Genomic DNA, 21,435 nt, shown 5'->3' with positions numbered 1-21,435 from the left:
ATTAGTTAGAGCGTTCGTTCTAGAAGCGTGCTACGTTCTCTCCACGCACTAGATAGAGCGATCGTTTTAGTAGCCATACGGAGTCACACATGCCGCACGCATCACAGTCCGTCACCATCATCGGCCTGGGCCCCATGGGCCAGGCCATGGCCGCCGCCTACCTCGACCGGGGCTACGACGTCACTCTCTGGAACCGCACCCCCTCCCGCGCCGACGCCCTCGTGGCACGCGGCGCCACCCTCGCCCCCACCGCCGAACAGGCCCTGTCCGCCGCTGAGTTGGTGATTCTCAGCCTCACCGACTTCGACGCGATGTACGCGATCCTCGAACCCGCCAAGGACGCCGTCGCGGGCCGCACCCTGGTGAACCTCAGCTCGGACACCCCGGAGAAGGCGCGGGCGGGCGCGCGGTGGGTGGCCGAACTCGGCGGCACCCACCTCACCGGTGGCGTCCTGTGCCCGCCGCCGCTGATCGGCACCCCGGACACGTCGACCTTCTACAGCGGACCGCGCGAGGCGTACGACGCGCACCGGGCCACCCTTGAGGTCATCACCGGCAAGAGCGACTACCGGGGCGACGACCAGGGGCTCGCGGCGCTGATGTACCAGCTCAACATGTTCATCTTCTGGCCCGCGATGGTCGCCTACTGGCAGGCCGTCGCCGTGGCGGGCGCGCACGGCATCCAGGCCCGGGAGATCGCCCCGTACGTTACCGAGAACTTCGCGGGCATGGGCCACTTCATCGACTTCTACGCGTCCCGCGTCGACGCGGGCAACCACGCGGGCGACGTCGACCGCGCCTCGATGGGCCTGGCCAGCATGGAGCACGTCGTCCACACGGCGTCGGACGCGGGCGTGGACACGGCCTTCCCCGCTGCCGTCCACGACGTCTTCCGCCGCGTGGTCGAGGCGGGGCACGGCGCGGACAGCTTCTCCTGGGCGGTGGAACTCCTCAAGAAGCGGTGATCACCTTCGGCGCCACCCGCATCCCGACGTAGCAGCACTCCGTGCCGTCGGACAGGGTCGCGAAGACCACCGGCATGTAGCCCTCGCTGAAGGAGGGGCCCGCGCCGGTGCCCGCGTACACGGACTGGGTCACGGGGTGGAGGTCCACTTCGAGCGCGGGCGAGAAGTCCTTCATGCCGTCCACGAACTCGTAGACGAGGTGGGGCGACCCGTCCCGCTCGGAGACCGTGATGACGACGCCCGCGCGCTCGTAACGCCCCACGTGGCGCGAGAAGTCCACGACGGGCGGCCGCGCGGGCGGCTCGAAGGCGTCCGGCATCCGCACGTCGGCGAGCGCGGCGAGCAGCTCGCGGAAGAGCGCCCCGTACAGCTCGCGCGCCCCGCCGCCGTTGGTGAGCAGGACGACGGCCACGCCCGCGTGGGGGACCACGCGCAGATAGCCGTACTGACCGATCGCCGCGCCGTCGTGGCCGTAGCCCGTGACGCCGTCCCAGTCGTAGAGGGTCCAGCCGAGGCCCCAACCGTCCGAGCTGACCGTCCACTTGTCGGGCACGTCGACCACGCGGCGGCGCATCTCCTCGACGGCACCCGTGGACAGGATCCGGGTGCCGTCGGCCGCCGTGCCGCCGTCGAGGTGCATCTGGGCAAGGCGCGCCACGTCACCCGCGGAGACGATGACCCGGCCGTACGGACCGGCGGATCGCGGCATCAAGTCCCAGGCGGGGGCCGGTTCGGGGTACTGGCCGGGCTCGCCGAGGTGGCTCATCGCGACGCGGTACGAGAGGGCTTCCTCGGGGAGCGTCATGGAGCGCTCCAGGCCGAGCGGCTCGAAGAGGCGGTCCTTGAGTGCCCGGTCCCACGTCGTGCCCGTCAGCACCTCGACGATCCGGCCGAGGACGTTGTAGCCGAGGCTGCTGTAGGAGATCGCGGTGCCGGGCGCGCAGTCCATGGCCACGCCCTCCGCCGCCTCGACGTACCGCGCCAGACAGTCGTCACCGCGCCCGGCGTCATAGGTGAAGTCGCAGGTCAACCCGCTGGTGTGGGAGAGGAGTTGCCGGGTGGTGATGGTCCGCGTGGCCTCCGCGTCGGCCGTCTCGAACTCGGGGAGCAGCTCCTTCACCGGTGCGTCCAGGTCCAGTTGGCCCTCGTCGGCGAGGCGCATGATCAGCGTCGCCGTGTAGATCTTGGCGATCGAACCGGACTGGAACACCGAGTCCGTGGTCACCTCCACACCCGTCCCGGCATGCAGCACGCCGCTCGCCAGCTCGTGGATCTCCCCGTCGACCAGGACCGCGAGCGCGGCGCCCGGGACGTGGTGACGGGCACGCAGCGCGTCGAAACGGGCCTGCCAGTGCGCGAGGTCGAACTTCTTCTCCGGCATGGGATCCTCCACGATCAGCGGTGCGTACGTCGTGCTCTTCTTGCGCACACTGTACGCATGGGGATCGCCGTGCGCAAGATGCGAACGGTGTGCGCTACCGTGGGGCGGGGGACAGTCGCCCATCACCAGGAGGTCCGCCATGCCCGCCGGTCAGAAGCCCGATGCCCCCGAGATCGCCTCGGTCTGGACCCGCCCGCGCCGCCAGCGCGAGCAGTTGAGCCGCGAGCAGATCGTCGCCGAGGCCGTCCAACTGCTCGACGCGGACGGCCTGGAGGCGCTGAGCATGCGCAAGCTCGGCACCCGCCTCGACGCGGGCGCCACCTCCCTCTACCGGCACGTCGCCAACAAGGACGAGCTCATCGAGCTGGTCGTCGACGAGGTCTACGGCGAGCTCGACGTGCCCTCGGCCGACGACGCCACGGGCTGGCGCGCGGCCTCCGTCCACAGCGCGTACAGCCTGCGCGCGATGATCCTGCGGCACCCGTGGGTCGCCTCGGTGCTCGGCCAGGTCGGCCTGATCCACCTCGGCCCGAACGTGACGAGGATGTCCGAGCGGATGACCGCCGTGTACGCGACGGCGGGCTTCCCCGCCGACGAGACCGAGCAGGCCATGAGCACCGTCATCTCGTACATCATCGGGATGGCCACCAGCGAGGCCGCGTACCTGTCGCTGATCGCGCGCAGCGGCAAGACCGAGCGGGAGTTCGCGGAGAGCCTGCGGGGCGCGGGTGCGGGCGAGGGCGAGGCGGACCGGCGGGCGCGGGATCCCGAGAAGACCCGGGACGAGACCTTCGACTACGGCCTTCAGCGGGTCCTCGACGGTCTGACCGTACGGCTTTCAGCCAGTTGAAACCCGAAAATGGATCACGGTGAGCTAAGTCATGCGGAGAGGCAGCGCAAATTGACGGCGCCTTCACACTCTCCTACGTAAGCTTCACCACATGGCCACGACTCCCTCTCCCGACCGGCGGCGCACCGCCGACGAGGTCAACGAGGAGATCCGTGCGCTCTGGCTGGGCGCCGGCGGCCGCCTCCGCCCCGACGAACGCCTGGTGTACGAACGCCTGGTCACGGAATGGGCCGAGGCAGAGGCCAAGTCCTCCTCGACACACGCAGCTTGAGCAGCACGACCCTATAAGGGGCGCGGGGAACTGCGCAGGGGGCGCGGGGAACTCCGCAAGGGGCGCGGGGAACTGCGCGCCCAGCCCCCACGCACCCGCAGCCAAAAAGGAACCCGGACAGCAAGAGGCCCCCCGGAACACCAAGTTCCGGGGGGCCTCACCCACATCCGCTACTGCGCCGCAGGCTTCTGCGCCACAGGCTTGCGCAGCGAAATGTTCAGCTCACGCAGCCGCGCCTCATCAAGCTCCGTCGGCGCCCCCATCATCAGGTCCTGCGCGTTCCCGTTGAGCGGGAAGGAGATCGTCTCGCGGATGTTCGGCTCGTCCGCGAGGAGCATGACGATGCGGTCGACGCCGGGCGCGATGCCACCGTGCGGCGGGGCGCCGAGGCGGAACGCCTTCAACATGCCCGCGAACTCGTGCTCGACGGTCTCCGCGTCGTAGCCCGCGATCTCGAAGGCCTTGAGCATGACGTCGGGCTCGTGGTTGCGGATCGCGCCGGAGGACAGCTCGATGCCGTTGCAGACGATGTCGTACTGCCAGGCGAGGATGTCCAGCGGGTCCTTCTCCTCCAGGTCCTTCATGCCGCCCTGGGGCATCGAGAAGGGGTTGTGGGAGAAGTCGATGCGACCCGTCTCCTCGTCCTTCTCGTACATCGGGAAGTCGACGATCCAGCAGAAGCGGAAGACGCCCTCCTCGAAGTGCCCGGCGCGCTTGGCGGCCTCGACGCGCACGGCCGACATGATCTTGGAGACCTCGTCGAACTCGCCCGCGCCGAAGAAGACGGCGTGGCCCGGGGCCAGCGAGAGGCGCTTGGTGAGCTCCTCCACGTTCGCCTCGGTCAGGAACTTGGCGATCGGGCCCGTCAGCGAACCGTCCTCGGCGACGCGCACCCAGGCCAGGCCCTTCGCGCCCTGCTCGACCGCGTAGTCACCGAGGCCGTCGAAGAACTTGCGGGACTGCGACGCCGTGTCCGGCACCGGAAGGGCGCGCACGTGCTTGCCCGCGAACGCCTTGAACTCGGAGCCCTCGAAGACGTCCGTGATGTCGGTCAGTTCGAGCTTGGCGCGCAGGTCGGGCTTGTCGTTGCCGTACTTCAGCATCGACTCGCGGAACGGGATGCGCGGGAACGGCGAGGTGACCTCGCGGCCGCCGCCGTACTCCGTGAAGAGCTCGGTCATGAGCTTCTCGATGGGCTGGAAGACGTCTTCCTGCTCCACGAAGCTCATCTCGACGTCGAGCTGGTAGAACTCGCCCGGCGAGCGGTCGGCGCGCGCGTCCTCGTCGCGGAAGCACGGTGCGATCTGGAAGTAGCGGTCGAAGCCCGAGATCATGAGCAGCTGCTTGAACTGCTGCGGGGCCTGCGGCAGCGCGTAGAACTTGCCGGGGTTCAGGCGGGAGGGGACGACGAAGTCGCGGGCGCCCTCGGGGGACGTCGCGGTCAGGATCGGCGTCGCCATCTCGTTGAAGCCGAGCGCGACCATCTTCGAGCGGATCGAGGCGATGACCGAGGACCGCAGCATGATGTTGCGGTGCATGCGCTCGCGGCGCAGGTCCAGGAAGCGGTACTCCAGGCGCCGCTCCTCGTTCACGCCGTCCTCGGCGTTGATCGTGAAGGGGAGGGGGCCCGCGGCGCCGAGCACCTCGACCTCGCTCGCCTCGATCTCGACCTCGCCGGTCGGCAGCTCCGGGTTCACGTTGTCCGTGCCGCGCGAGACGACCTTGCCGTCGACCCGGACGACCGTCTCCTTGGACAGCTTGTCCAGGACCTCGGCGGCCTTGGTGCCCGGACGGGCCACGAGCTGCGTGATGCCGTAGTGATCGCGGAGATCGATGAACAGAATGCCGCCCAGGTCTCGGCGATTGTGCAGCCAGCCGCTCAGCCGGACGTCGGTGCCGACGTCAGAGGCGCGGAGCTCGCCGCAGGTGTGGGACCTGTACCGATGCATCGTCGTTCATCCAGTCTTCGCGAATAGGGGAGAGAGCAGACCTCCCCAAGGCTACCGTCCGGTCGAAGATCGGTTTCCGGATATCCGCGGGCGCCACCCTCCCGGGGCCCCGGGAACGACGGGGCTCGGTGGCGCCTTCCCTGTACATCTTCCTAAAGTGGGTCAATGCGCACCGACGATCCCCTCCTACAGGTGGGGGACGACTCCCTGCCTCCCGTACGGGACGTCCTGGCCGCCATCGCGACCGGACTGTGGCGCTGGGACAACGCGTCCGGGACCGTCACGCTCGACGCCGAGGCCGCCCGGCTGCTCGGCCTGCCCCCGCACGCCCAGACGCTCACCGAGGCGGCCGTGCGCTCCCGCTTCCACCCGGTCGACTGGAACGAGATCTACGGCACCGTCCAGCTCGCCGTCGCCGAGGGCACCCTCGCCGAGGCCCGCCTGCGGATCATGGACGACACGGGGCGCCGGGTCCTGCGCACCGTCCGCAGCCGCTCCAAGCCCGTGCTGCACGACGCTACCGAGGCGTACGAACTGATCGGCACCCTCCAGGAAGTCACCGAGCCCGCCCCCGGCACCGCCGCCCGCACGCCCGTCACCGGCGACTGGCGCCGCTCCCGCGAGGCGTTCCTGCTCGACGCGGGGCGCGCGCTCGCCGAGGCGCGGTCCACGGAGGAGGTCCTCAGGGTCGCCGCCGGGCTCTCCATGCCGGGGTTCTCGCCGGACGGCCTCGCGGTCTTCGGCGTCGCGGGCGAGCGCCTGACGATCATCGGGCACCACGGCCACCAGCCCGGCGACGACGGCCCCTTCTCCGCGATGCCGCTGGACACCGACTACCCGGCCGCCGAGGTGGTCCGCACGGGACGCGCCGTGTACCTCTCCACGCCGGAGGACTACCGCAGGCGCTATCCGGCCGCCTGGCCGCTGGCCAGCCGCTTCGAGCGGCAGTCCTGGGCGTTCCTGCCGCTGACCGTCGCGGGCCGCACGATGGGCGCGTGGATGGCCGCGTTCACGTACCCCGTCTCGTTCACGCCCGACGAGCGCTCCGTCCTGACGACGGTCGCGCGGATGCTGGCGCAGGCCCTCTCGCGGGCCGGGGTCGCGGAGTCCGAGCGGGAGCTGACGGAGGGCCTCCAGCGCTCCATGCTGCCGACGCTCGGGCCGAAGATCCCCGGCATGAGCGTGGCCGCCCGCTATGTGCCGACCGGCGGCGGCCTCCAGGTGGGCGGCGACTGGTACGACATGATCCCGCTGCCCAACGGCCGCATCGCCTTCGTCATCGGCGATGTGCAGGGCCACGACGTGCGCGCCGCGGGCCTGATGGGCCAGCTGCGGATCGCCCTGCGCGCGTACGCCTCCGAGGGCCACCGCCCGGACGCGGTGCTCTCCCGCGCCACCCGCTTCCTCTCCGGGATCACGGAGTCCCTCACCTACGGGTCCAGCGGCAGCGGCACGGCGGCGGCCACCGAGTACGACCCGCGCTTCGCGACCTGCCTGTACGTCGAGGCGGACCCCGCCACGGGCGTCCTGGAGATGGCCCGCGCGGGCCACCCGGAGCCCGCGATACGCATGAGTGACGGAACGGTCCTGCTCCGCCCCACCGCGGGCGGCCTGCCGCTGGGCATCGACCCCGACGCCGACTATCCGACGACCCGCCTCGTCCTGGAGTCCGGCGAGACGATGCTGATCTGCACCGACGGCCTCATCGAGACCGGCGGCCACGACCTCGACAGCGGCTGGGCGCGGATCAGGGCGATCCTGGAGGAGTACGAGTACGACGCCGAGGGCGCGACCGGCGACGGCGAGGGTCTGGAGCGGCTCGCCGACGCCCTCGTGCAGGCCGTGCACGGTCCCTCCTCGCACCACACCACGGGACCGCTCGCCGACCGGCGCGAGGACGACATAGCGGTGCTCCTGCTGAGCAGGACGGGCCGGACCGAGCAGCACACGGACGCGCGCCGCACGGTCCTGACCGTCGCCCAGGCCGAACCGGAGCGCGTCGCGGGCGCCCGCCGCCACCTGCGGGACCTGCTGCACGACTGGGCGGACGCCGACCAGGTCGACTCGGCCGTCCTGATGGTCTCGGAGATGCTCACCAACGTCCTCGTGCACACCGACGGCGACGCGCTCCTGGTCGCCGAGGTCACGGGCGAACCGGGCGCCCGCCGCCTGCGCGCCGAGGTCGCGGACGGCAGCGACGACCTGCCCCACAAGCGCCGCCCCGGCGAACTGGCCTCGTCCGGGCGGGGCTTGGTCCTGATGGAGCTCCTGGCCGGAGCGTGGGGCGTGGACCCACGGGGCGACGGCAAGAGCATCTGGTTCGAACTGTACGAGGACGCGGGCGCGTCCGACGCGGAGGGCCTCTGAGGGGGCCCCTTACGGGGCGTAGCGCTCGCGCAGTTCGGAGAAGATCCCGAACGCCGCCGCCGTCAACGGCACCGCGAGAAGCATGCCGAGGATCCCCGCCACCGACGCCCCCGCCGTGATCGCCAGCATCACCAGCGCCGGATGCATCTGCACCGTACGGCTCTGGATCATCGGCTGGAGGATGTGGCCTTCGAGCACCTGCACGGCGAGGACCACGCCGAGCGCCCAGAGCGCGATGGCGAAGCCCCGGTCGGCGAGGGCGACCAGGATGGCGACCGCGCCGGAGAGGAACGCCCCGAGGTAGGGGATGTACGCGCCGACGAAGACGAGCGCGCCGAGCCCCCACGCGCCCGGCACCCGCAGCACGAGCAGCCCCACGGTGATGCAGATGGCGTCGATGAACGCGATGATCGTGGTCCCCCGCATGAAGCCCTCGATGGCCTCGAAGGCGCGGCGCGCCATCGCCTCGATGGTGTCGGCGCTGCCACCGGGGGCGAGCGAGCGCAGCGCGCCCATGGCGCGCTCCGAGTCGCGCAGGAAGAAGAAGACGAGGAGCAGCGCGAGGACGGCCATCGCCATCATCTCGCCGACGGTGCTGAGCCCGCTGATCACCCCGGACGCGGCGGTCCCGCCGAACTTGCCGAAGAGCTCCTTGGCGTTGGACGCCATGTCGTCGAGCGAGGTGCCCGCAGCGCCGAAGTACTTCGACAGGTCGGTGGCGGCCTGCTTCAGGGAGGCGATGATCTGGTCGCCGCTGTCGATCAGCGCCTTGACCACGACGTAGGTGGCCCCGCCGACGACGGCGACGACGGCCGCGCAGGTGAGCCCCGCGGCGAGCGAACGCTGCACCTTCATGCGGACGAGCCGCCGGTAGAGCGGACCGAGGAGCGCGGTCCCGAGCAGCGCGAGCAGCACCGGCGTGACGGCCGTCTTCAGGGTGACGCAGAGCCAGATCCCCACGGCGGCCACGCCGGTGACGAGGAGGGCGACCACGCACCAGGCGGCGGTGCGGCGCGCGGGCTCGGGCAGAAGGGTGCTCACCCTCCTACCCGAGCACGGCCCCGCGGAACCCGCACGTTATGTACGGCCGCCCGCTACACCCGTCCCCTGCGCCGCGTCCGCACCATCAGCATCAGGGCAAGACCCGAGAGCACGACCAGCGCGGCCGCCCCGCCGTACAGCAGCGCGCGGCTGCCGGTGGGCGGCAGGACGGGGCCCGGCCTGACGACGACGCCGGTGACGCCGCAGTCCGGATCGCCGGAGCCCGCGCGGCAGTTGCCGCCGGGCCCGGTCGAGACGATCCGGTTGGTGAGGGTCCTGTCGCCGAGCCGCTCGGCCTTCCTGACCTCGAAGGAGTACGTCACCGATACGGCCCGCCCGGCCGCCACGTCGCCCCTCCAGCGCAGCACGGGCGCCGCGTAGGAGACGCTGCCGCCGGTGGCGCGGGCATCCCGCAGGTAGGCGGCGTCGTCGATGACCCGGGACAGGTCGTCGGTGAACCCGGCGCCCTTCGCGTCGCCCTCGCCCCGGTTGGCGACGATGACGGTGTACGTCACGACGTCGCCGGGCCTGGGCTCGTGCGGCCCCTGGTAGGACTTGGCGTACGTCAGCGCGGCGGCCGCGTCGCCCTTGATCGTCGTACGCGCCAGGCATTCACGACGCGAGTCGTCGTCCACGGGGCAGTTGCTGGGCTGTCCCGGCGTGAAGGCGTAGGACGTCATCGTCGCGTCGCCGCTCAGCGGCTTGCGGACCGTGACCGAGTAGGTCACCACGGCCTGTTCGCCCGGGGCGAGCCGCGCCGCGCTCCAGCGGACGTCGGCGCGGTCGGCGCGGGCCGCGAGGAGCGCGCGCCCGCTCGGTGCGCCCGTGACCCTCACCTCGCCCACGTCGGCCGCGGCGTCGCCGTTGTACGTGGCGTCGTCCAGGACCTCGTCGAGGCCGACCGTGGCGGCGGGCCGCTCGTACGGCGCGCTGCCCGGGTTGGTGATCCGCACCGTGTACGTCACCTTCTCGCCCGGCCTCGCCACGGCCTTGTCGACCGTGTGCGCGATCCGCAGCCGTCTGACGACGCCGTCGTCCCCGGTGGTGCCGGTGGCGCACTCGGGGCCCGAACGCGCGGGCCGGGGCGGGCAGTTGGACCCGGGCTTCGGTGAGGTGACCCGGTTGGTGAGCCGCTGGTCACCCCCCGGAGGGCTGCCGACGGTCACCGAGTACGTGATCGTCACGACCTCTCCGGCCGGGACGTCACCGGTCCAGGTCAGCTTCTTCGCGCCCACGTCGAAGACCGGCTCGGGACCGGTGTCGGCGGCCGCGTCACCGTTCCAGCGCGCGTCGTCCAGGACGTCGGCGAGGTCGTCGGTGAACGTGTAGCCCTTGCTGTCGGCCCGTCCCGCGTTGCGCACCTCGACCGTGTACGTCACCTTCTCGCCCGCCTGCGGACGGCCCGGCGACACGGACTTCTTCAGCGTCGTGTCGGACACTCCGGTGCTGGTCGTGCACGCGGCGGCGGCGACGGCCTTGCGGCAGGTGGACCCCGGGGTCTCGCTGCTCACCTCGTTGACCAGGCGTCGGTCGGTACCGGTGCGCAACGTTTTGGGCAGCGTCACGGTGTAGACGATCTCGACGCTCTTGCCGCGCGGGATGTCTCCCGTCCAGGTCAGCAGGGGCGCCGCGTACGAGGGCCGGTTCGCGGTCGCCTCGCCGTCGACGGTCGCCTTCGCGTCGTCGTTGTACGCGGCCTCGTCCACGACCCCTGCGAGGTCGTCCTGGACGGTGACCCCGCCGGCGTCGTTTCCTCCGGTGTTGGCCGCGGTGATCGTGTACGTCACCGTGCCGCCCGCGCCGACCGCCGTGCGGTCCACCCGCTTGGACAGCTCGACGCGCTGCGCGGCGACGGGGCTCGCGGTCGCCTTCTTGCCGGTGGTGTCGTCGGTGTGGCTCGGCACCGGCCCCTCGATCACGGTGACCGTGTTGGCGGGCGCCGCCTTGGCATCGGCGTCCAGAGTGCCGGTCAGCGTCCAGGTGGCGGACGCACCGGCCGCGAGCGCGTCGACGGAGCAGAGGTAGCTGTCGTCCTCCTTGCCGGGAGCGCACGCCCCGTCACCCCTCATGGAGTGGTCCGTGACCCCGGCGGGCACCCGCTCGACGACGTTGACGAGCCCGGCGTCCGAGGGCCCGTTGTTGGTCACCGTGACCCGCCACTGGACCGGCCGCCCCGGCAGCACCGGGGAGGTCACGAGGACCTTGGAGACGACCAGGGACGTGCGGTGGCTCGGCGAGGCCGTGGGCGTCGCGGTCACCGCGTGGGTGGGCGTCCCGGGGTCGGGCCCGCCCGTCACCGTCACCGCGTTCGACGGGGTGGTCGTGGCGTCCGCGTCCAGGGTCCCGCTCAACGTCCACGTCTTCGAGGCACCCGTGGCGATCTCCACGGCGTCGCAGGTGTACTCACCGCCCGCGAGCGCGCAGCTCGAACTCCCGCTCATCGAGACCTTCTTGACCCCGCTCGGCACCCGGTCCCGCACGACCACGTCACGCGCCCGCGAAGGCCCGTTGTTCTTGACCGTCACCCGCCACTCGATCTTCTCCCCGGGCACGACCGGCGAGGTGACCAGCACCTTCGTCACCTCAAGCCGCGCACTCCCGTCCGGCGAGCCCGACGGGGACGCCACCGCCGTATGCGTACCCGTACGCGGATCAGTACCACCCGTCACCGTCACCGTGTTCACCGGCGCCGCCGTCGCGTCCGGATCCAGGGTCCCGCTCAGCGTCCACGACTTCGTCGCACCCGCGGCGATCTCCACCGGCTCGCAGACGAACTCGCCCGACGTCAGGGCGCAGCCGCGCATCACGGCTCCCTCGACGCCGTCGGGCACCCGGTCCCGCACGACCACGTCACGCGCCCGCGAAGGCCCGTTGTTCTTGACCGTCACCCGCCACTCGATCTTCTCGCCCGGCACGACCGGCGAGGTGACCAGCGTCTTCGTCACTTCGAGCCGCGCCCGCGCCTGCGGGGAGGCCGTCGGGGACGCCACGGCCGTCCGCGTGCTCGCGCTCGGGTCCGGACCGCCCGTCACCCGCACGGAGTTGTTCGGCGTGGTCGTGGCGTCCGGGTCCAGGGTCCCGCTCAGCGCCCACGTCTTCGAGGCACCGGCCGCGATCTCCACGGCCGCGCACGCGTACGTCCCTTCCGTGAGCGTGCAGGTCGAGTCCCCAGTCATGGCGGGCGAGTCGACGCCGGCCGGAACCGTGTCCTCGACCACCACGTTCCGTGCCCGCGAAGGCCCGTTGTTCTTGACCGTCACCCGCCACGTGATCTCCCCGCCCGGCACGACGGGCGACGTCACGAGCACCTTCGTCACGACGAGGGACGCCCGGGGCGCGGCCGAGGTGGCGGAGGCGACCGCCGTGCGCTCGGTGGCGCTCGGGCCGGGTCCTCCGGTGACCCGTGCCGTGTTCCGCGGCGCGGAGGTGGCGTCCGGGTCGAGCGTGCCGTCCAGGGTGAACGACCGCGACGCGCCCACCGCCAGGTCGAAGGGCTCGCAGACCGCCTCGCCGTCCGTGACCGGGCACGCCTCGTCGGCAGGCCCGCGGAAGCGCGGCTCGTCCACATCGGTGGGGATCCGGTCGCGTACGACCAGGTTCTTGGCCCTGGACGGGCCGTTGTTGGTGACCGTCACCCGCCACTCGATGTCCGCCCCCGGCACGACCGGCGAGGTGACCAGCGTCTTGGTGACCGTGACGTCCGCCCTCGGGGCGACGCTGCCGGACGGCGACGCCACCGCCGTGCGCGTGGCACCGTCCGGGTCGGGCCCGCCCGTGACCGTCGCGGTGTTCTCCGGCACGCCGTCCGCGTCCTGGGCGAGCGTGCCCTCCAGGGTGTACGACCGGGAGGCACCCACGGCCAGTTGGACCGCCGGGCACACGGCGGTGCCCGAAGTGACGGGACACGCCGCGCGGTTGGCGTCGTCGGTCAGCTTCGCGCCCACCACCTGGTCCGGGATCTCGTCGCGTACGACGACGTCCCGGGCCAGCGAAGGCCCATTGTTCCTGACGGTCACCCGCCACTGGATCTTCTCGCCCGGCACGACCGGCGACGTCAGCAGCACCTTGGAGATGCTCAGCCGCGCGCGGGCTTCGGGGGACCCGCTGGGCGAGGCGACGGCCGTACGCGTGGCGGCACTCGGGTCGGGCCCGCCGGTCACGGTCGCCGTGTTCGTCGGCGTGGTGGTGGCGCCCGCGTCCAGGGTCGCGCTCAGCGTGTACGCCTTGGCAGCACCCACGGCAAGGTCGGTCGCCGCACACTTCGCGACGCCCCCGGTGACCGGACAGTCGGCGCCGTCGGAGTCGGCGGTCATCGACGCCTTCGCGACCCCGCTCGGCACGGTGTCGCTGACCTGGACGTCACGGGCCCGCGAGGGCCCGGCGTTCTTGACGGTCACCCGCCACTCGATCTTCTCGCCGGGCACGACCGGCGAGGTCAGCAACACCTTCGTCACCTCGAGGCGCGCCCGCGCCCCAGGACTCCCGCTCGGAGACGCCACCGCCGTGTGCGTACCCGTACTCGGGTCGGGACCGCCCGTCACCGTCGCCGAGTTGCTCGGCGTCGCCGTCGCGTCCGCGTCCAGCGTGCCGCTCAACGTCCACGACTTCGTCGCACCCGCCGCGATCTCCACCGCCGCGCACGCATACGTCCCGTCGGCGAGCGTGCAGACCGAATCCCCCGTCATGGACGGCGAATCGACACCGGCCGGTACCGCGTCCCTGACCACCACGTTCCGCGCCCGCGAGGGCCCGGCGTTCTTGACGGTCACCCGCCACTCGATCTTCTCGCCGGGCACGACCGGCGAGGTCAGCAACACCTTGGTGACCTCAAGGTGCGCCCTCGGCTCCGGGGACGCCGTCGGCGACGCGACCGCGGTCCGTTCGGTCGCGCTCGGGTCGGGGCCGCCCGTCAGCCGGGCCGTGTTCGTCGGCGTCGTCGTCGCGTCCGGATCCAGCGTGCCCCGCAGGGTCCAGGAGCGGTTGCGGCCCGGCTCGATCTGTACGGCGGGGCAAGTGAACTCCCCGGCAGCGAGCACGCAGTCGGACGCGCCGTCCATGGTCGCCCCGGTCACCCCGGCGGGCACCCGGTCCTTGAGGACCACCTCGCGGGCGAGCGAAGGGCCCGCGTTGAAGACCGTGACCCGCCACGAGATGGCCTGTCCCGGAACGACGGGCGAGGTCTGGAGCACCTTGCTGATCTGGAGGTTGGCCTGCGGACTCGCGGAAGAGGGCGACGCCACCGCCGTGCGCTCGCTCGCGCTCGGGTCGGGGCCTCCGGTCACGGTCGCGGTGTTCTCCGGCGCGCCGGTCGCGGCCGCGTCGAGGCGGCCCTCCAGCGTCCAGGACTTGGTCGCACCTCGGTCGATGTCCACCGCGGGGCACGCGTAACGGCCGTCCGCCAGCGTGCAGACGGACGCGCCGTCCATCGTGGTGGCGCTCACGCCCGCGGGAACGGCGTCCTTGACGACGACGTCGCGGGCCTTCGAAGGACCGTTGTTCTTCACCGAGACCCGCCACTCGACCTTCTGCCCCGGCACGACGGGCGAGGTGAGCAGCACCTTGGTGATCTCAAGTCCGGCCTTGGGCTCGGCCGTCAGGGCGGAGTCGGAGCGGCAGGAAGCGTCGCAGTTGTCGTCCACCGAGTCCGCGGGTCTGGTCACGAAGGCGCTGTTGGTCAGCCGCCCCGTCGTGTCGGCGGGCACGGTCCCCGTGACGGTGTACGTGACCTTGCCGCCCACCCCGATGTCGACCTGCCGGTCGATGGTGGCGCTCCCCGTCGTCGTACTGCCGCACGAGCTGCCCTCGGTCGCCGCGCAGCTCCAGGTGAACGCCTTGAGCGCGTCGGGCAGCCGGTCGGTGATCCGCGCGCTGACGGCCGGGGCGGGACCGCTGTTGGTGGCCGTGATCGTGTACGTCAGCGGGGATCCCGGCGTGTACGTGCCCGTCGCCGGTGTCTTGGTGATCGAGAGGCCGACCTTGACCCGGTACTGGATCACCACCATGCCCGCCCCGCCGACGTGCGACGTGTTGGCACCGCGACCGACGCCGACACCGGACACGTACTGCCCGTCGGAGGCGCCCGCGGGTGCGGTGTCCGTGCTCGCGGCGGTCGCCGAGGCACCGGCCGTCGTCGTGGCGTCGCTGACCCCCGTACCGCCGACGTAGCCGGATCCGCCGCCACCGCCGCCACCGCTGGACGTGTTGTTGGCGGCGCACCCGCCACCGCCGCCGCCCCAGTAGCCGCCGCCACCACCGCCACCGCCGTTGGGCTGGCCGACCACGACGGGGTTGCCGCCGCCGTCACCGCCCTGGAACTTCGCCCCCACCTTGGGGGCCGTGGCGCAGTTCGCCGTCGAGCCGGTGACCCCGCCCCCGTCCTGCCTGCCCCACCACGCCTGCCGACCGTCCGTGTTGGCCACGTAGGTGCCGGTGTCGCCGCCACCGCCGCCGCCCGCGTTGGTGGTGTCGCCGGTGCCGCCCGTCGAGCCGGGCCCGCCACCACCGCCGCCCGCGATCAGCAGAGGCGCGGTCGTACGCCACAGGGCGCTCATGCCACCGCCGCCACCGGCGAAGTTCGCGCCGGTCCCGGCCAGTCCGCCGCCCCCGTAGGACCTGCTCCCGCTGCTGATGGTGCCGCCGGCGCCGGCCGTCACCTTCAGGCTCTCGCCGGGCGTCACCGCCACCGTGCCCTTGGTGAATCCCGCGCTGCCGCCGCCCCTGGTGCGCACCGAGGTCGACACGTGTCCGCCGCCCGCGCCCCACATCCGCACGTCGAGCCTGCTCACCCCCGCCGGTACGGCGAAGGTCTGGTCGGCCCCGCTGGACGTGTAGCGCACGCAGTGCGTGAAGCCGGTGTCCGGGGTGCACGACTCCGTGGCGCGGCGGCCCCGGGAGCCCTCGGCGCCGCCCGCGCTCGGTGGACCGGGCGTGTTCAGTGAGCGTGCCGGACGTGGCGCGCGGGGCGAACCGGACGCACCCGCCGGGCTCTTCGACGCCACAGGCCCCCGCGACCCCTCCGTACGCCGCACCGGCCGCTTCCCCACGGCGACGACCACCCGCACCGGAGCGGCCGCCAGCGCCCGCCGCCTGCCGTCGACCACCGCGTCGGCCCGGCCCTGCACCTCACCGCTCTCGGCACCGGTCCTCAACACCCGTGTGCGGTAGGAGACCTGGGGCGCGTCACCACTGAACGCGACCACCATCCGGGCACCCGCACCGCCTTCGCCGCCCTTCGCCGTGACCGTGACCTTCGACGTGTCGTACGACGTACCGGCCGCGCGATGCACCGGATACCCGAGGCCACTCAGGTCCAACACGCCACCCGAAACCACCCGTTGGACGAAACCCGCGACCGGCCTCCCCGCCGCGTCCCGCACCGTGACCTTCGTCCGCACGCCGGTCGCCGCGCCGTCCACGCGGACCACGCCCCAGCCCCGTACGTGCGAGGCCGTGGGAAGCCCGTCCGCGTAGAAGTCGGCCGGGCTCAGCTCGACCCGGGCCCTGCCTCCCTCGAAGGGCGCGGCGGCGACCGTGGCATGGCCCTCCACGCCGTCGGGATAGCGTCCGGTCAACAGGAGCTTGTCCGCTGCGAGTTGGCTCGTGACCCCCGGTGGCGTCCGCAGGGATCCCGGCCGGTACGCAAGCCGTTCGTCGATCGTGTCCTTCACCGTGAGCCGGGACTCCCCGCCCCGGCCCGCCGCCAGGTCGGGCAGGTTGACGACCCAGCGGACCGATTTCCCCTCCCGCACCTCGGCCAGGACGCGGCCCTGCCGGTCCACGGGGTACTTGCCCTCGCCCGCGACCGCGCGCGCCCCGCGCGACACCCCCAGCGCGCTGCTGACCTCGGCCCAGTAGGGCAGGGACATCAGGAGCGCGAGGACCAGCCCCAGCACCTGGAGGCGCCGGAGGGTGGGGGCGGGCGCCTGCGGACGTCTGAAGGGGGGCATCGCGATCCCGCTCTCGGACTCGGCTGCCGGACGCACACCGCAGCAGTCACTCTGCGTGCCGACCGTCACGTACCGTCACAGCAAGCCACGGAGGAGCGAAAACGCCACTATCTGACATGCAGTCAGTAGGCTCATTCATCCACCCGGCCCACCAGATGTCGCGACGACGGGCCAGTGCGGCGGGTCACCCCCGCCGGGCGGGCAGCGCGTCAAGGAGGTGCAGCCGGGCGTCCTTGGTCGTGACGCTGCCGCACACCACCCGCGCGCCGCCCACCGTCGCGCCGCCGTCCGCCGCCGCCGTGCGCACCTCGACGCCCTCCTGGAGCGTCGGATAGGCGCGGCCCGCGGCCAGGTCGTCCTTGGTGAGGTCCTGGGCGACGACCAGCGAACGGACCGCGTCACCCGCGCCCTTCGGCTCCGTGAGCTCCTCGCGCCGGTCGGCGGGCAGCTTGCCGAACGCCTCGTTCGTCGGCACGAAGACGGTGACGTTCTGCATCGAGGCGAACATGTCCGCCGCCCCGGCCCTGTCGACGAGCGCGGCGAACCGCGAAAGCCGGGGCATCCGCCCGACGGCGTCCAGCGCCCGCATGCCGGAGGCGTTCCGCACGGCCTCCGGACACTGGGCCCCGAACGCCTTGTCGTCCCGCCGCGGCCCCTCCACCGCGCTGCCGGGGAACTGCGCGGTGGACCCGGCACACCCCGCGACGGCGGGCAGGGCGAACAGCAAGGACAGGGCGAGCACGGCGGTACGACGGGGGCTTGCCTTCATGAGCGGCTCCATTCCTCCAAGGACGGCGGCTCATCAACATGACAGTCGGGCCCGCCCGTCCCGCGCGACGCGAGGACGGGCGGGCCCGTGATTCAGCGGCTCGGCGCGGACGGCTGGGCCGTCCGGAGCACACGCGCCGCGCGGTGCGGGGCGCCGGTCACATGCCGTGGACCGCCGGGACGGTACCCAGCAGACCCTTCTGGAAGTCCTCGAAGGCCTGCTCCAGTTCGGCCCTGGTGTTCATCACGAACGGGCCGTAGTGCGCCATCGGCTCCCGGATCGGCTGCCCGCCGAGGAGCACCACCTCCAGGTCGGGGGCGTGCGCGTCCTGCCGCTCGTCCGCGCGGACGGTCAGCGAGGAGCCCGCGCCGAAGACCGCGGTCTGCCCCATGTGCACCGGACGGCGCTCGGCACCGACGGTGCCGCGTCCGGCCAGGACGTACGCGAGGCCGTTGAAGTCCTCGCGCCAGGGCAGCGTCACCTCGGCGCCCGGCCGCACGGTCGCGTGGATCATCGTGATCGGCGTGTGCGTGATGCCGGGGCCCTGGTGTCCGTCCAGCTCACCGGCGATGACGCGGAGCAGCGCGCCGCCGTCGGGGGTGGTGAGCAGCTGGACCTGGCCGCCGCGGATGTCCTGGTAGCGGGGGTCCATCATCTTGTCCCTCGCGGGCAGGTTCACCCACAGCTGGAGGCCGTGGAAGAGCCCGCCGGACTGGACGAGGGACTCCGGCGGCGCCTCGATGTGCAGCAGGCCCGAGCCCGCCGTCATCCACTGGGTGTCGCCGTTCTGGATGGTGCCGCCGCCACCGTTGGAGTCCTGGTGGATGAAGGTGCCGTCGATCAGGTACGTGACCGTCTCGAAGCCACGGTGCGGGTGCCAGGGAGTCCCCTTGGGCTCTCCGGCCTCGTACTCCACCTCGCCCATCTGGTCCATCATGATGAACGGGTCGAGGTGCTTGTAATTGATTCCCGCGAAGGCCCGGCGCACCGGGAACCCCTCGCCCTCGAAACCGCTCGGCGCGGTCGTCACCGTCAGCACGGGGCGCGCCGTGGCATCGGCCGGGGCCACCACCCGGGACAGGGTCAGCGGGTTCTCGACAGTCACTGCAGGCATGGTCGGTACCTCCTCGTGGACTCACTTTAGTTGAACGTAGAACTTTCTGCCACTGGGAACGAAGGAAGCCCGGAGGGAATTCCCTCCGGGCTTCCGGGGTGACTGAAAACGATCTACGACACAAGGGGGGGCGCCCCTCAGGGGCGCGGGGAACTGCGCGACCAGCCACAGCGGCGCCGCAGCCGAAAACGAACCAGGGGGCAAGGCCGAAGGCCGAGCACCAGAGAACCCGTCAGGCCTCAGCCATACATACGCCGCATCGCGAAGTCGACCATCTGCTCCACGGCCTTCGCGTCGAAGACCATCCGGTGCTCCCCCTCCATGTCGAGGACGAACCCGTACCCCGTCGGCAGGAGGTCGATGACCTCCGCCCCGGTGATCACGAAGTACTTGGAGTCCTTGCCCGCGTACCTCCGCAGCTCCTTGAGCGAGGTGAACATCGGGATCACGGGCTGCTGCGTGTTGTGCAGCGCGAGGAAGCCGGGGTTGTCGCCGCGCGGGCAGTAGACCTTCGACGTGGCGAAGACCTGCTGGAAGTCCTCCGCGGCCATCGAGCCCGTGGTGAACGCGCGCACCGCGTCCGCGAGGGACGGCGGCGAGGGCTCGGGGTAGAGGGGAGGCTGCTGGCCGTAGCCACCGCCGGGCATGCCCTGCATCTGCTGCGGCGGCGGCTGCGCGCCCGGCGGAGCGTACTGCTGCTGGGCGCCGGGGTTCTGGTCGTAGCCGTACATGCCCGCAAGAGTACTGAGTCACAGATGACCTATTAGGGGTTGCATCTTATTACCGACGGGTAGCATCATCGTAGCTACTTGCTGGTATTCATCCCTTTCCTGCTTACGGAGCCTTCGCCATGGGCCACTACAAGTCGAATCTCCGCGACATCGAGTTCAACCTCTTCGAGGTGCTCGGCCGCGACAAGCTGTACGGCACCGGCCCGTTCGCGGAGATGGACGTCGACACCGCCAAGAGCATCCTCGACGAACTGCGCCGCCTCGCCGAGAACGAGCTCGCGGAGTCCTTCGAGGACGCCGACCGCAACCCGCCGGTCTTCGACCCCGCGACCAACACCGCCCCGGTGCCCGCGACGTTCAAGAAGAGCTACCAGGCCTTCATGGACTCCGAGTACTGGCGCCTCGGCCTGCCCGAGGAGATCGGCGGCACCACCTCGCCGCGTTCCCTGATCTGGGCGTACGCGGAGCTGCTGCTCGGCGCCAACCCGGCGATCTGGATGTACTCGTCGGGTCCCGCGTTCGCGGGCATCCTCTTCGAGGAGGGCAACGAGGCGCAGAAGAAGGTCGCCACGATCGCCGTCGAGAAGCAGTGGGGCTCCACCATGGTCCTGACCGAGCCGGACGCCGGTTCGGACGTGGGCGCGGGCCGCACGAAGGCCGTGCAGCAGGAGGACGGCTCCTGGCACATCGAGGGCGTGAAGCGCTTCATCACGTCCGGCGAGCACGACATGTCGGAGAACATCCTCCACTACGTCCTCGCCCGCCCCGAGGGCCACGGCCCCGGCACCAAGGGCCTCTCGCTCTTCCTCGTACCGAAGTACGAGTTCGACTGGGAGACCGGCGAGCTCGGCGAGCGCAACGGCGTGTACGCCACCAACGTCGAGCACAAGATGGGCCTGAAGGCGTCCAACACGTGCGAGATGACGTTCGGCGACCAGCACCCCGCCAAGGGCTGGCTGATCGGTGACAAGCACGACGGCATCCGCCAGATGTTCATGATCATCGAGTTCGCCCGCATGATGGTCGGCACGAAGGCCATCGCGACGCTCTCGACGGGTTACCTGAACGCCCTGGAGTACGCCAAGGAGCGCGTGCAGGGTCCTGACCTGGCCCAGTTCATGGACAAGACCGCGCCCAAGGTGACGATCACTCACCACCCGGACGTGCGCCGCTCGCTGATGACGCAGAAGGCGTACGCGGAGGGCATGCGCGCCCTGGTCCTGCACACCGCGGCCGTCCAGGACGACATCCAGATCAAGGAGGCGGCGGGCGAGGACGCGTCGGCGCTGATCGCCCTGAACGACCTCCTGCTCCCGATCGTCAAGGGCTACGGCTCGGAGAAGTCCTACGAGCAGCTGGCGCAGTCGCTCCAGACGTTCGGCGGCTCGGGGTACCTCCAGGAGTACCCGATCGAGCAGTACATCCGGGACGCCAAGATCGACACCCTCTACGAGGGCACCACCGCGATCCAGGGCCAGGACTACTTCTTCCGGAAGATCGTCCGCAACCAGGGCGCCGCGCTGAACGGCCTCGCCGAGGAGATCAAGAAGTTCCTCGCGGTCGGCACGGGCGGCGAGGCCCTGGCCGGGGCCCGCGAGGAGCTGGCCAAGGCCGCGGTCGAGCTGGAGGCCATCGTCGGCGTCATGCTGACCGACCTCGCGGCCACGGAGCAGGACGTGAAGTCCATCTACAAGGTGGGCCTGAACACCACGCGCCTCCTGATGGCCTCGGGTGACGTCGTCGTCGGCTACCTGCTGCTGCGCGGTGCCGCGGTCGCCGCCGAGAAGCTGGAGACGGCTTCCGCCAAGGACAAGGCGTTCTACGAGGGCAAGATCGCGGCGGCCAAGTTCTTCGCCACGAACGTCCTGCCGGGCGTCGCCAACGAGCGGAAGCTCGCCGAGGGCGTGGAGCTGGACCTGATGGAGCTGGACGAGGCGGCGTTCTAGCACGCCGACCCCGTACGGGCTTCTTTCGCACGTCAGCGCGATGCCGCCACTCGATCCTTTCGGGTGGCGGCATCGTCGTATGCCCTGGGTACGCTGACGGAACGG

12 protein-coding genes are annotated in these 21,435 nt (G+C 71.5%); 5 read left to right on the top strand and 7 right to left on the bottom strand.

What is annotated here, in order from left to right; translation table 11 throughout:
* Positions 1 to 89 precede the first annotated feature (89 nt).
* Positions 90 to 965, top strand: coding sequence for an NAD(P)-dependent oxidoreductase (locus KY5_RS21100; RefSeq protein WP_098243719.1), 876 nt, complete (start codon positions 90 to 92; stop codon positions 963 to 965).
* Here the strand turns inward: KY5_RS21100 and KY5_RS21095 are convergent.
* A complete protein-coding gene (locus KY5_RS21095) occupies positions 952 to 2,394 on the bottom strand; it encodes a serine hydrolase domain-containing protein (RefSeq protein WP_234362796.1) in 1,443 nt (480 codons plus the stop codon). The genes KY5_RS21100 and KY5_RS21095 overlap by 14 nt on opposite strands.
* Before the next feature lie 91 nt (positions 2,395 to 2,485).
* Between KY5_RS21095 and KY5_RS21090 the strand changes: the two genes are divergently transcribed.
* A complete protein-coding gene (locus KY5_RS21090; RefSeq protein WP_098243718.1) occupies positions 2,486 to 3,196 on the top strand; it encodes a TetR/AcrR family transcriptional regulator in 711 nt (236 codons plus the stop codon).
* Positions 3,197 to 3,287: 91 nt separating this feature from the next.
* Complete coding sequence (locus KY5_RS21085; protein WP_098243717.1) at positions 3,288 to 3,467, top strand: hypothetical protein; 180 nt, start codon at positions 3,288 to 3,290, stop codon at positions 3,465 to 3,467.
* Positions 3,468 to 3,637: 170 nt separating this feature from the next.
* Here the strand turns inward: KY5_RS21085 and aspS are convergent, their stop codons facing one another.
* The gene (aspS, locus tag KY5_RS21080) at positions 3,638 to 5,416 is read right to left on the bottom strand and encodes an aspartate--tRNA ligase (RefSeq protein ID WP_098243716.1); all 1,779 of its coding nucleotides are present in this window, start codon (positions 5,414 to 5,416) and stop codon (positions 3,638 to 3,640) included.
* A gap of 165 nt (positions 5,417 to 5,581) precedes the next feature.
* Here aspS and KY5_RS21075 point away from each other — a divergent pair, with 165 nt between their 5' ends.
* Entirely contained in the window at positions 5,582 to 7,783 is a 2,202-nt protein-coding gene (locus KY5_RS21075) for an ATP-binding SpoIIE family protein phosphatase (RefSeq protein ID WP_098243715.1), read from the top strand.
* A 9-nt stretch (positions 7,784 to 7,792) separates the two neighbouring features.
* Here KY5_RS21075 and KY5_RS21070 read toward each other — a convergent pair whose 3' ends face one another.
* The 5 genes from KY5_RS21070 to KY5_RS21050 form a co-directional block, all read right to left on the bottom strand.
* Positions 7,793 to 8,824, bottom strand: a complete 1,032-nt coding sequence (locus tag KY5_RS21070) for an AI-2E family transporter (protein ID WP_098243714.1) — start codon at positions 8,822 to 8,824, stop codon at positions 7,793 to 7,795.
* Positions 8,825 to 8,877: 53 nt separating this feature from the next.
* Positions 8,878 to 16,770 carry a glycine-rich protein gene (locus KY5_RS21065; RefSeq protein WP_159072571.1) on the bottom strand — a complete coding sequence of 2,631 codons (7,893 nt, stop codon included), beginning with the start codon at positions 16,768 to 16,770 and terminating at the stop codon, positions 8,878 to 8,880.
* A 184-nt stretch (positions 16,771 to 16,954) separates the two neighbouring features.
* Entirely contained in the window at positions 16,955 to 17,539 is a 585-nt protein-coding gene (locus tag KY5_RS21060) for a fasciclin domain-containing protein (RefSeq protein WP_159072570.1), read from the bottom strand.
* A 157-nt stretch (positions 17,540 to 17,696) separates the two neighbouring features.
* Positions 17,697 to 18,653, bottom strand: a complete 957-nt coding sequence (locus KY5_RS21055; protein WP_098243711.1) for a pirin family protein — start codon at positions 18,651 to 18,653, stop codon at positions 17,697 to 17,699.
* A 239-nt stretch (positions 18,654 to 18,892) separates the two neighbouring features.
* On the bottom strand, positions 18,893 to 19,384 hold the full coding sequence (locus KY5_RS21050; protein WP_098243710.1) for an SseB family protein: 492 nt from the start codon (positions 19,382 to 19,384) through the stop codon (positions 18,893 to 18,895).
* A 119-nt stretch (positions 19,385 to 19,503) separates the two neighbouring features.
* Between KY5_RS21050 and KY5_RS21045 the strand changes: the two genes are divergently transcribed.
* Positions 19,504 to 21,330, top strand: coding sequence for an acyl-CoA dehydrogenase (locus KY5_RS21045; protein ID WP_098243709.1), 1,827 nt, complete (start codon positions 19,504 to 19,506; stop codon positions 21,328 to 21,330).
* The last annotated feature ends 105 nt before the right edge of the window (positions 21,331 to 21,435 follow it).

This window comes from Streptomyces formicae (assembly GCF_002556545.1).
Taxonomy (GTDB): Bacteria; Actinomycetota; Actinomycetes; order Streptomycetales; family Streptomycetaceae; genus Streptomyces; species Streptomyces formicae_A.
This window is presented reverse-complemented; position numbering and strand designations above follow the sequence as displayed.